General features: G+C 70.5%; 14 protein-coding genes and 2 pseudogenes. 10 read left to right on the top strand and 6 right to left on the bottom strand.

The features are described 5' to 3' along the window. Positions 1-82: 82 nt before the first annotated feature. Complete coding sequence (locus L0H79_RS16535) at positions 83-673, top strand: TetR/AcrR family transcriptional regulator (protein WP_301485749.1); 591 nt, start codon at positions 83-85, stop codon at positions 671-673. Positions 674-814: 141 nt separating this feature from the next. Here the strand turns inward: L0H79_RS16535 and L0H79_RS16530 are convergent, their stop codons facing one another. The 3 genes from L0H79_RS16530 to L0H79_RS16520 all read right to left on the bottom strand — a co-directional run bounded on the left by L0H79_RS16530 (position 815) and on the right by L0H79_RS16520 (position 3,372). Further along, the gene (locus L0H79_RS16530; RefSeq protein WP_301485748.1) at positions 815-1,459 is read right to left on the bottom strand and encodes a methyltransferase domain-containing protein; all 645 of its coding nucleotides are present in this window, start codon (positions 1,457-1,459) and stop codon (positions 815-817) included. A gap of 147 nt (positions 1,460-1,606) precedes the next feature. Beyond that, positions 1,607-2,476 carry an ABC transporter permease subunit gene (locus L0H79_RS16525; RefSeq protein ID WP_301485747.1) on the bottom strand — a complete coding sequence of 290 codons (870 nt, stop codon included), beginning with the start codon at positions 2,474-2,476 and terminating at the stop codon, positions 1,607-1,609. Further along, the gene (locus L0H79_RS16520) at positions 2,473-3,372 is read right to left on the bottom strand and encodes an ABC transporter ATP-binding protein (protein ID WP_301485746.1); all 900 of its coding nucleotides are present in this window, start codon (positions 3,370-3,372) and stop codon (positions 2,473-2,475) included. The genes L0H79_RS16525 and L0H79_RS16520 overlap by 4 nt, the downstream gene beginning before the upstream one ends. Positions 3,373-3,597: 225 nt before the next feature. Here L0H79_RS16520 and L0H79_RS16515 point away from each other — a divergent pair, with 225 nt between their 5' ends. The 5 genes from L0H79_RS16515 (at position 3,598) to L0H79_RS16495 (ending at position 7,031) form a co-directional block, all read left to right on the top strand. Next, positions 3,598-4,287 (top strand): energy-coupling factor ABC transporter permease, encoded by a 690-nt coding sequence (locus tag L0H79_RS16515; protein ID WP_301485745.1) that lies wholly within the window; start codon positions 3,598-3,600, stop codon positions 4,285-4,287. After that, positions 4,284-4,613 (top strand): PDGLE domain-containing protein, encoded by a 330-nt coding sequence (locus tag L0H79_RS16510; RefSeq protein ID WP_301485744.1) that lies wholly within the window; start codon positions 4,284-4,286, stop codon positions 4,611-4,613. Before L0H79_RS16515 ends, L0H79_RS16510 begins: the two co-directional genes overlap by 4 nt. Beyond that, on the top strand, positions 4,588-5,379 hold the full coding sequence (cbiQ, locus tag L0H79_RS16505) for a cobalt ECF transporter T component CbiQ (protein WP_301485743.1): 792 nt from the start codon (positions 4,588-4,590) through the stop codon (positions 5,377-5,379). Before L0H79_RS16510 ends, cbiQ begins: the two co-directional genes overlap by 26 nt. Continuing rightward, the gene (locus L0H79_RS16500; RefSeq protein WP_301485742.1) at positions 5,376-6,113 is read left to right on the top strand and encodes an energy-coupling factor ABC transporter ATP-binding protein; all 738 of its coding nucleotides are present in this window, start codon (positions 5,376-5,378) and stop codon (positions 6,111-6,113) included. The genes cbiQ and L0H79_RS16500 overlap by 4 nt, the downstream gene beginning before the upstream one ends. A 111-nt stretch (positions 6,114-6,224) precedes the next feature. After that, positions 6,225-7,031 carry a MerR family transcriptional regulator gene (locus L0H79_RS16495; protein ID WP_301485741.1) on the top strand — a complete coding sequence of 269 codons (807 nt, stop codon included), beginning with the start codon at positions 6,225-6,227 and terminating at the stop codon, positions 7,029-7,031. A gap of 453 nt (positions 7,032-7,484) precedes the next feature. On the opposite strand, the gene L0H79_RS16490 is transcribed toward L0H79_RS16495, so the two are convergent. Next, positions 7,485-7,679 (bottom strand): hypothetical protein, encoded by a 195-nt coding sequence (locus tag L0H79_RS16490; protein WP_301485740.1) that lies wholly within the window; start codon positions 7,677-7,679, stop codon positions 7,485-7,487. A gap of 158 nt (positions 7,680-7,837) precedes the next feature. Here L0H79_RS16490 and L0H79_RS16485 point away from each other — a divergent pair, with 158 nt between their 5' ends. Then, positions 7,838-8,068, top strand: coding sequence for an antitoxin (locus L0H79_RS16485; protein WP_301485739.1), 231 nt, complete (start codon positions 7,838-7,840; stop codon positions 8,066-8,068). A 1-nt stretch (position 8,069) separates the two neighbouring features. Then, positions 8,070-8,474: a type II toxin-antitoxin system VapC family toxin gene (locus L0H79_RS16480; RefSeq protein WP_301485738.1), complete on the top strand. Its 405-nt coding sequence runs from the start codon at positions 8,070-8,072 to the stop codon at positions 8,472-8,474. 10 nt (positions 8,475-8,484) lie between these two features. Here the strand turns inward: L0H79_RS16480 and L0H79_RS16475 are convergent, their stop codons facing one another. Next, positions 8,485-9,288 (bottom strand): MBL fold metallo-hydrolase, encoded by an 804-nt coding sequence (locus tag L0H79_RS16475; protein WP_301485737.1) that lies wholly within the window; start codon positions 9,286-9,288, stop codon positions 8,485-8,487. After that, positions 9,285-9,998 carry a phosphatase PAP2 family protein gene (locus L0H79_RS16470; RefSeq protein WP_301485736.1) on the bottom strand — a complete coding sequence of 238 codons (714 nt, stop codon included), beginning with the start codon at positions 9,996-9,998 and terminating at the stop codon, positions 9,285-9,287. Before L0H79_RS16470 ends, L0H79_RS16475 begins: the two co-directional genes overlap by 4 nt. A 289-nt stretch (positions 9,999-10,287) precedes the next feature. Between L0H79_RS16470 and L0H79_RS16465 the strand changes: the two are divergent. Together L0H79_RS16465 and L0H79_RS16460 are read left to right on the top strand one after the other, a co-directional pair. Further along, positions 10,288-10,725, top strand: a pseudogene (locus tag L0H79_RS16465) (type II toxin-antitoxin system PemK/MazF family toxin); the annotation flags it as partial. After that, positions 10,625-10,870, top strand: a pseudogene (locus tag L0H79_RS16460) (hypothetical protein); the annotation flags it as partial. The pseudogenes L0H79_RS16465 and L0H79_RS16460, both read left to right, overlap by 101 nt.

Below are 10,870 nucleotides of genomic sequence, written 5' to 3'. Positions count from 1 at the left end.
GCGACCCCACCGCCTGGACCTGACCCCCGACGAACTTACGATCCTGACCACTTAGCAAGCGCTTTTTCCGAAGGTGGGTGACATGGAGAACAGGGGTGCCGGCACTCTCGGACCGAGCCGTCCCCTGCGGGCCGACGCCCAGCGCAACTACCAGCGGATCGTCGCGGCCGGGCGGGAGGTCTTCCGCAGGTCCGGCACCGAGGCCTCGCTCGAGGAGGTCGCCCGGGTCGCCGGGGTCGGCATCGGCACGCTCTACCGCCGGTTCCCGGGCCGGCTCGCCCTGCTCGAGGCGGTCTACCGCGAGGATGTCGACACTCTGGAGCACGAGGTGGACCGGCTGCTCGAGTCGGAGGAGCCCTGGGCCGCGGTCGTGCGGTGGTCCGACCTGCTGCTCGACTACGCCGCGACGAAGCGGGCGCTCTTCCATGCCCTCGCCGACGCCGTGGAGACCGACTCCGAGCTGCTCACCCACTCCCGCCGGGTCGTCGGCGACAGCACGGCTCGCGTCCTGCGCCGCGCGCAGCAGGCCGGCGTCGTCCGGCCCGAGGTCGAGCCCTCCGACCTGCTCCGACTGCTCGGCGGCTGCACGATGATGGGCGGTCTCGACGACGACCAGCGGCACCGCATCGCCGAGATCGTCCTCGCCGGGATCCGGGCGCCCGAGCCCGCCTGACCCCCGCACCTCGCTTCCGGCCGCACGCCACCCCAGCGCGAGACGGGACGACCAACCGGAACGAACTGCGCCAGCGGCCGGGCCGCCCGCACGACCAGCGCCCGGCCCGGAGTTCGATCCGGTTGTTCGGCCCGCGAGCGGTCAGGTCCGGGTCGCGGACAGCACCTGCCAGATCCGCCCGCCGGGCAGGTGCGTGGCCGTGAGGCCGCGACCCTGCAGGACCTGGACCATCACTTCCGGGGGGTGGACGAACGAGCGGTACTCCCGCCCGGCGAGGCGCATCCCGAGGTTGATCACCGCCTGGCCGGCACGAGACACGAGGTTGCGCGGTGGATGCGTGAGCACGACTGCGCGCCGGGCATGTTCAGCGGCCGCGCCGACGAGCGCCTCGACGTCGGGGTAGCAGCAGACGACCCGGTGCAGCACGACGAAGTCCGCGGGCTCGGCCACCGACGGGTCCACCGCAAGGTCCCCGAGGCGGCGCTCGACCCGGTCGGCCAACCCGGTCTCGGCAGCCAGCGCGGCCGCGGCAGCCTCGTAGCCCGGGCTCAGCTCGACGTTCGTGGTGCGGGCAGCGCCGCGCCGGAGCAGCTCGAGCTGGATCTCCCCGACTCCGCCGCCGATCTCGAGGACCGCCGCGCCCTCGACCCCCTGAGAGACGAGCCAGTCGACCATCCGCCGGGACGGCCCGTCGAGGCCCCGCTTGCGGTAGCGGCCCGCGACATGGCGAGCGAACCGCTCCCCGAACATCCGGTCGCAGCCACGTGGGTTGCAGCACCCGCCCATGACACGAGTATGCCGCCCAGCCGAGCCCCACGCGGCCCCGGCGTGCGCACGGGGCCGCGCCCAGCGGCATACGCACAGCGCCCGTGCACTGCTTCCTCCGAAGGAGCAGTGCACGGGCGCTCGGACTGGGCGCACCGCCCGGGCGGGCTACTTCACCTCGGCCCGGGACAGGCGCCACATCCCGACGACGAGCGGCAGGACGACCCACACGCCGACCGAGGTGGCCAGCTGGGCCCACTGCTCACCGGTCAGGGCCTTGCCGAGGAAGAGCGGGTTCATCGTCCGGTCAAGGTTGAGCCAGCGCGCCGCGGTGTCGAGCCAGGTGACGAGGGAGGAGAGGATCCCCCACGCGGTCGGCAGCGCGAAGTAGGTGACGATCGCCGCCGGCGTGTTCTTGAAGAGCATGCCGAAGCCGACGCCTTGGGCGAGCCCGAGCAGGACATACAGGCCGGCACCGGCCACGACGAGGCCGCCGATGCTCCAGCCCGGGGTGATCCCCTGGAAGGTGATCGCTGCCTGGTGGGCGAGCGCCGCGAGGCCGATGGCCAGGGCAAAGGCCGCGATGCCGACGAGCATGGAGGCGGCGAACTTCGCCCAGCCGACGCGGATCCGGCGCGGCTCCATGGTGAACGTCACGAGCCCGGTCCGTTGGGACCACTCCGAGGTCACGGCGAGGATGCCGACGACCGGCAGGATGATCGCCATCGGCATCGTGGTGGCCTGCAGATAGCTGCCGAACGGGTGCTGGCCGCCGTCGACGAAGAAGAGGATGACCAGGGCCGTCGCGATGGCGGCCCCGACGCCGATGACGAGCCAGCGACCGGCCCTCGTGTCGAGCATCTTGCGCAGCTCGACGTGGACGAGCCGGCCGAAGGAGACACCGCGGGTGGGCCGCTCGCCCGGGATGGGCGGCGGGGTGGCCGCGACGGCGGGTAACGGCGACTCCGCGTGGGGGCTGCGGGCCGTGGTGCTCGGGTCGGGCATGCCCGGGACGGGGTGGGTTGTCGTCGTGCTCATGCTGCGACCTCCTCTCGGGCTGTGTCGGATGTGAGCTCGAGGAACATCTCCTCGAGGCCTCGGGAGTCACCTGCGCGCAGCTCGACGAGGGCGAGGCCCGCAGCCGCGGCGACCCGGCCGACGTCGACCGGCTCGGCCTCGACCAGCAGGCCGCCGGTGGCGAGCACGCTCGCCGAGACGGTCGCGCCCTCGAGTGCACGGGCGAGCGCCGCGTCGTCGACCGAGCGGACGAACGTGCCGACGCCGGCGAGAAGCTCGTCCTTGGTGCCCTGCGCGACGATCCGACCGTGGCCGATGACGATGATCTCGTCGGCGACTCGCTCGATCTCGTTGAGCAGGTGTGAGCTGAGCAGCACGGTCCCGCCGCGCTCGGCGTAGCCGCGGAGCAGGTCGCGCATCCACCGGATGCCGGCGGGGTCGAGCCCGTTGGCCGGCTCGTCCAGGATGAGCACCTCGGGGTCGCCGAGGAGCGCGTTGGCGATGCCGAGCCGCTGGCGCATGCCGAGGGAGTAGTTGCGGACCCGGCGCCCGGCCTCCTTGCCGGTCAGCCCGACGAGGTCGAGCATCTCCTCGACGCGGTTTCGGTCGACGCCCATGAAGACGGCGCCGAGGTTGAGAACCTCTCGCCCGGTGCGGCCCGCGTGCTGGGCGGACGCGTCGAGCAGGGTGCCGACGTAGCGGCCGGGGTTGGGCAGGCTCGCGTAGGGGCGGCCGAGCACGGTGGCGGTGCCGGAGGTGGCGGGGGTCAGCCCGGCCATGATCCGCATCGCGGTCGTCTTGCCGGCGCCGTTCGGGCCGAGGAAGCCGGTTACCTGCCCGGGTCCCACCTCGAACGAGACGTCGTCGACGGCCGTGAACCCGCCGTATCTCTTGGTCAGTCGGTCAACTGTGATCATGATGTCTACGGTCTCGGATGAGACACCCCGACCGCCATGAGGGTCGGACCCCACTCGACCCCGAGTCGGCCCTGACGGCTCTCAGGGTCGGGCGGCGCGGGCTCAAGGTCGGGCGGCGCAGGCTCAGGGACCAGTCCTCGATGGGACTGGCGCTTCGACGGTGCAGGGCCCTCCACGGACAAGCCAGATGCGACCCAGTCGCATCTGGCCGTAGACTGGCCAACCATGCACGTCCCCGACGGGTTCCTCGACGCGCCCACGTCGATCGCGACTGCGGTCGTCGCTGCCGGCGGAGTCGCCGCGGCTCTGCGCGGCGCCCGACGCGACCTCGACGATGCGGTCGCGCCGATGGCCGGGCTCGTGGCCGTGTTCATCTTCGCCGGGCAGATGATCAACTTCCCGGTCGGCGCGGGCACGTCCGGACATCTGCTCGGAGGCGCGCTCGCGGCGGTTCTCGTGGGGCCGTGGCTCGCGACCCTGTCGATCACCGTCGTCCTGCTCGTGCAGGCGTTCCTGTTCGCCGACGGCGGCGTGACCGCGCTCGGCACCAACGTCCTGCTCATGGGGATCGTCGGCGTGTGGGTCGGCTACGGCGCGTTCCGCCTCGCTCGGTGGGCACTCCCGCGGCGGCTCTCGTCGGTCGGGATCGCCGCCGCCGTCGGCGCCTTCGTCTCCGTCCCGGTCGCGGCGGCCGCGTTCACCGCCCTCTTCGCGGTCGGCGGCCAGGCCCCGATCCCGGTCGGCTCGGTGCTGACCGCGATGGTCTCGGTGCATGTACTCATCGGCATCGGCGAGGCGCTCATCACCGCCCTCGTCGTCGGCTCGGTCGTCGCGGTGCGCCCTGACCTCGTCCACGGCGCACGCCCCCTGCTCGCCACCCAGGAGCTCGAGATCCGTGAGGCAGCACGCACATGAGCACCAAGCGGTTCGCCGTCCTCGCCGTCGTGCTCGCCCTCCTCGTGGCGGGGGTGCTGTCCTTCTATGCCTCGAGCAGTCCCGACGGCCTGCAGCACGTGGCCGAGACCAAGAGGTTCGCGCAGACGGAGACCGGGCACCACACCGCGAACGGCCCACTGGCCGGCTACGAGACCACCGGCGTGAGCAGCCCGCACCTGTCCAAGGGCCTCGCCGGGGTCATCGGCGTCGGAGCCACCGGCCTGCTCATGGGTGGCCTCGTGCTGCTCCTGCGCCGCCGCGGCGCGACGTCCTCGACCGATGTCCCGGAGCACGAGCCGCACTGACATGGGCGCCTCCCACGGGCATGCGCTGCACTATCACGGCCACTCCCCGATCCACCGCCTGCCGGCCCACCCGAAGATCGTCGCGCTGCTCGTCTTCGTCCTCGCCGTGGTGGCCACCCCCCGCGAGATGTTCTGGCCGTATGCCGCCCACCTGCTCGCGCTGCTCGCGGCGGTCCGCCTGTCACGGGTTCCCTTCTCGTACCTGGGCAAGCGGCTCGTGATCGAGGTGCCGTTCGTCGTGTTCGCGCTGCTCATGCCGTTCGTCGCGACCGGCCCCCGGGTCGCCGTCGGCCCGCTGCACCTGTCCCAGGCCGGGCTCTGGGGCGCGTGGGCGCTCCTCGCCAAGGGCACCCTCGGCGTGCTCGCCTCGCTGCTGCTCGCCGCGACGACCGAGCCGCGCGACGTGATCGCCGGGTTCGAGCGGCTCCGCCTGCCCCAGCCCCTCGTGCAGATCATGGGCTTCATGATCCGCTACCTGCAGGTCGTCGCCGGTGAGCTGAGCCGGATGCGGATCGCCCGTGCCTCCAGAGGTTTCCAGGCCCGCTCGGTGCGGCAGTGGCCGACCCTCGGTGCGACGCTCGGGGTCTTGTTCATCCGGTCCTACGAGCGCGGCGAGCGGGTCCATCTCGCGATGCTGTCGCGCGGCTACACGGGTCGACTGCCGACGCTCCACGTGCTGACCGCCACGCCCGCGCAGTGGGCGCTGAGCGGCATACTTCCGCTCGTCGCGGTGGGGGTGTGTCTGGCAGGGGTGGTGGCGAGGTGAGCACGCCGGTGCTCGACGTGCGGGGCCTGGCGTACGCCTACCCCGACGGCCATCAAGCGCTCTACGGCGTGAACCTTCATGTCCACCAGGGCGAACGGGTCGCGCTGCTCGGCCCGAACGGGGCGGGCAAGACGACCCTCGTGCTGCACCTCAACGGGATCCTGACGGCGGGGGCGGGCTCGGTGGCGGTCTCCGGGCTGCCTGTCACCAGGGACAACCTGCAGGAGATCCGACGGCGCGTCGGGATCGTCTTCCAAGACCCCGACGACCAGCTGTTCATGCCGACGGTCCGCGACGACGTCGCCTTCGGCCCCGCCAACCTCGGCTCGCGCGGCGCCGAGCTCGAGGCGCGGGTCGTGCGGGCGCTGGAGCAGGTCGGCATGGCCGGCTTCGCCGACCGGCCGCCGCACCACCTCTCGTACGGGCAGCGTCGCCGGGTCGCCGTCGCGACCGTCCTCGCCATGGAGCCGGAGATCCTCGTCCTGGACGAGCCGAGCTCCAACCTCGACCCGGCCTCGCGGCGCGAGCTCGTCGACATCGTCCGGTCGCTCGACGTCACGGTCCTCATGGTCACCCACGACCTGCCCTACGCCCTCGAGCTGTGCGATCGCGCCGTCATCCTCTCGGACGGGGTCATCGCCGCCGACGGCCCGATCCGCGACGTGCTGGGCGACGCCGAGCTCATGGCCGGCCACCGGCTCGAGCTGCCCTACGGGTTCGTCCTGCGTCCCTGACGCGCGTGGGCCGCACCCTTCAGGTCGGTACGGTCGGCGTCATCGCCGTTGCCGGGGCAACCCGCGCCGAAGGCTTGAACGTGACGTCGCGTCATGTCTCATGCTGAGGTGATGACCAGCCGGAACCCTGCCTGGCGGATCGGTGAGCTCGCCGCATCCAGTGGGCTCAGCCGACGAACGCTGCAGTACTGGGACTCGATCGGGTTGCTGTGCCCGTCGGGGCACACCGAGGGCGGGCATCGTGAGTACCTCGCCGAGGATCTGCTCCGGCTGTACCAGGTGCTGGCGTTGCGCAGCCTCGGACTGTCGCTGGAGAGCATCGCGACCTGCCTGGATGGCGGCGCTGAGCCACAGCGGATCGTTGCCGACCAGCTCGCTGAGGTTGAACGCCGTCTTGCTGAGCTGACGACCTTGCGCGACCGTCTGGCTCAGGTCGAACAGAGCGTGGCCGATCGAGCCGTTGTGAGTCCTGAGCTTCTCCTGAGCGTGGTGCGGGCCTTGCAGGCGCCAAGCCCGGAGGCGTTGAAGCAGTATCTCGATCCCGATCAGATCCAGACCCTTGGCACCGCGGCACGAGCGGCCGGACCGACCCTGCACTACGTGGTGCAGGTCGAGTGGCCACAGCTCTACCGGCGGGCGGCCGAGTGGCAGGCCGAGGGCGTTGACCCCGACGATCGGAGGGTCCAGCGACTGGTGCGACGGCTGGACCAGCTCAGCGCCCAGTTCTCGGGTGGTGACCCTGAGATCAGCCGCCGGATCCAGGACGCCTACCTGACTGTTCCGGCAGCGGTGCCGGACCTTCTTTCCTTCCCCACTGACCAATGGCACACCGTGGCCGCGTATCTCGACCGGGCCCGCGCCCTCGCTGCCGGGCGACCCGCACAGACATCCAACCCGGACAAGGAGCGTCCTCGATGAACGAACAACAACAACGCCGCATCGCCCTCTCGGCTGCTTTCGGCGTGGGCGTCATCTGCCTCATCCTCATCGCCGTTCTCAGCCTGACCGGCAGCCTGACTACGGGGACGGTCGTGAGTCTGTCGCTCGCTGTCATTGCCTACGGATACCTCGTACAACGACGGCTACGACGACACAGCTGCGAAACCGGCGACGATCGGCCCACGGGATGTCGCGGCTCAGCGGGTTCATGGAGTGCACGGCGTACATGTGCAGCGCTCGTCTCGACGAGGTCGAATGCGTCGAGGGCGGTGCTGAGCTGGTCCCACTCCTCGGCGTTGCGAGCCGAGAAACCCACTTCGAGGTCACAGACGCTCGGCCGGGCAAGTTCGCCGGAAGCCGTCAGGGCTTCGACGACCTCACGGACCGGTGGCTGCCGGAGGCGCTTGACCACGCTGGTGTCGATGAGGTGAGTCAGCGCCACGCGTCGGCGCGATCGTCGAGGTGGGCATCGGCCAGGCGATCGAGTGCCTCGGCGATCCGATGGTCCCTGGGTGCCCCAGCGCGGCGGAGCGCCTCGTTCACCGTGTCCTTGATCGTCGTGGTGCCGAGTTCACACCGCGCCGCACCGAGCATCTCCTCATCGAGGTCCACCAAGTGCTTCGCCACCCAACGAGTATATATTCTCGATGGTTCGGTATATCTCCTTTCAGCTCCACGAGCACGTCGGCGTCCGCTTACGAGTCCGAGACGAGCCTCGACACAAGCCGAGCATCGGGGATGAAGGATGCATGCACTCTTCATGAGCCTCTACTAGACTGTGCGATATGGGCACCGAGATCTTTCAGGTCCGCAATGTCCCCGCCGAGGACGCGCAGTCGCTGCGGGCACGCGCGGCGGCCCGGAACATGTCTCTGTCGAGCTACCTGCGTGAGCTCATCCACGAGGACGCGTCGCGCCCTGCGATGACCGAGGTGCTGGCACGGATCGCTTCGCGCGACAACGTCGAGGCCAGCGGCGACGACATCCGGTCGTTCATGGAGGACGGCCGGCGGTGAGATGACTGTCGTCGATGCGTCCATCGTCGTGCGCCTCCTACAGAACCGACGAGGCGACACCGCACTGAGAGACCGATTCGGCCGGCAACGACACGTCCATGCCCCGGCCCTGATCGATGCCGAGGTGACGTCGGCCATACGCGGGCTGCTGCTGACGTCGGAACCTGCCACCCAGATAGCCGTCGAGCGCGCAGAACAGATGCTCGACGACTTCGCGGACCTGCCGCTGGTGCGCTACCCGATGCAGCCACACCAGCGGCGGGTGCTCGCGCTTCGAGACAACGTCACCGCCTACGACGGGTTCTACCTGGTGCTGGCCGAGTCGCTCGGCGTGCCACTGCTCACCGATGACCGGAAACTCGCGAACGCGCCAGGGCACACGGCCGTCGTCGAGACGTGGTCGTAGGTACCTGCGCTCACTCGCCCAGCCGACCTGTGCGCGTGCCGGCGATGAGCGTCGTCCGGCCGCATCGGATCATCTGAAACGGCAGTATGCGCCGACACCGAGGCGCGGCAGACGGTGACTCCACTGCTTCTTCGATGGCACCGAGCAGCTCGTCGAGCCGGGCCGGGTCGACCTCGGGGTCGTAGTGACCGGAGAGGATCCGTGCCCCGTCGCTGTCGCGCAGCAGTCTCGTGCTGCGCAGATAGTCCAGGACGCTCGAGGAGGGGATGCCGCCGGCCAGGATCGTGCCGCCGCTGAAGCCGGGCGAGTTGTAGACGAAGTCGCCGACCAGGACGAGCCCGTGCTGACGGTCGACGAGCGCGACCGAGTCCGATGTGTGCCCGGGCAGCGCCATGATCTCGACCCGCCGGCCGCCGAGGTCGACCTCGCGCCCGACCGGCCACCACTCGTGGACCGGGAACGCGCGCGGCGACATGGTCAGGCGAACGGCCAGCGGCAGGCGCAGCACCCCAGCGGACTCCATGGCTCGGTTGACGGGAAGGTCCGCCATCGCGATCCGCGCCCCGATCGTCTCGGCGAGAGCTCGATGGTTGCCGATGTGGTCGTAGTGGCTGTGCGAGCTCAGCACGGTTACCGGCAGGCTCGTCAGCGCGCGCACCACGGGGCCGATGCTGCGCCGGCCGGGGCCGGAGTCGAACAACAGCGCCTGCTCCCGGCCAAGCAGCAGGTACTCGTTGTTGCGCTGCCAGTACCGGCCCTCGTGAATCCGGAACGTCGCCGCGTCGAGCCGGTGCACGGTGAACCATCCGCTCACGCCCGGCACCCTTTCTCCCGGGTTCCGGCGCGCCGGGGGGACCGACGGAACCGCTCCCACCGCCTGACCGCAACAATCGACGTGATCAGCAGAAACGCGCTCCCGGCCACATCCAGGACGTAGTGGTTGCCGGTGCTGATGACAACCGCGACCATCCCGGCGGGGAACAACCAGGCGAGCCAGGCAAGGCGCGGATACCTGTCCTGCAGAGCCAGCCAGGCCGCGTACGCGCACACCGCGGACCATGCGACGTGCAGGCTCGGCATCGCCGAGAAGTGGTTCTGGCCGTTGCTCAGGTCCCGCGAGGCGGTGCTGCCGAGCAGGTCGTGCTCGGCCACGACGTCGACGATCCCGGCCGCGGCGAACCGCGGCGGAGACATCGGCACCAGCCAGAAGGCGAGCAAGGCCAACAGCGCCATCAGGACGCGCCGCACGGTGCGGTACACCTCGGGGTGCCGGAACAGGACCCACAGCGCCACGCCGGCCAGCGGCAGGTAGTACAGGCGGTAGTACAGCACCCCCACCTGCACCAGCACCGGCTGCCCGGCGAGCCAGTCGTTGGCTGCCGCCTCCACATCCAGGTGCAGCGAACGCTCCACGGACTGCAGGGCGTGCGCGTTCGCCGTCGCCGAGGCGATGTCCGTGCCCGCCAGGTTGTGCAACCGCGCGAACAGCACCACGCCAAAGACCAGCCCGGCCAGCTCGGCCACCGGACGGCGCCAAGCGTGACCACCCCGCTGCGGGTCTCGGTATCGAGGACTCGGCGGATCATGGACGCTCACGACGGCACCAGCTGGTGATGCTGGCGCCCGCTGCCGATGCGGTCCATCGCTCGATGGTAGACGCGGCGCAGGCTGAGGCAGCCGAACAACCGTGGCCCGCCGGGAGTGTGGGTTGTGCGTGGTTGTGGTTGCCACAACGACCTCGACCACGCACAAACCCGAGTGGTCGAGCCCTGGCTGAGCGAGAACCGGCAGCCCAGGGACCGGGGCCGTCTACCGGGTCGACCTGGGTCGCCCGCGACGCCACGAGCTGGGCGGGAAGCGGCTCGGCCTGGTCCTGTCCCCGTCTGACTCGCCGTTGTCCGTCGTCACCGTGGTTCCTGCGTCCACCTCGGCCGGCCCGTCGGTGCATCGTCCCGAGCTGGAAGTCGCTGGTCGACTGACGCGAATGCTGGTCGACCAGATCCGCTCGATCGACGTGGACTACGTCGTCGGTGATCCCGTCGACCACCTGACCGGGGATCGACTTGCAGAGGTCGAGCTCGCCCTCGCCCACTACCTCGGGGTCCAGGACGCAAGGCCACCCCAGTCTTCATATCTCGACTACCCGGGTTGTGCGTGGTCGAGGTCGTCCTGGCGACTACAACCACGCACAACCCACACTCCCGTCGGACCCATCCCCCGAACACGGCGGCATCCGGCGCGCCCCGCCTGAGGCGACGATCGCGTGGCTCCCCCAGGAGCCGCCCGACCCGGCCGAGTCCCTGCTCGCCTACACCCGCCGACGCACCGGCGTCGCCGCCGCCGCCGCAGACGCGGAATTGCACGCCGCGTCATCCGCCCTGTCCTGCGGTATGCCG

The sequence above is a fragment of the Intrasporangium sp. genome (assembly GCF_030452765.1).
GTDB lineage: Bacteria > Actinomycetota > Actinomycetes > Actinomycetales > Dermatophilaceae > Intrasporangium_A.
This window is presented reverse-complemented; position numbering and strand designations above follow the sequence as displayed.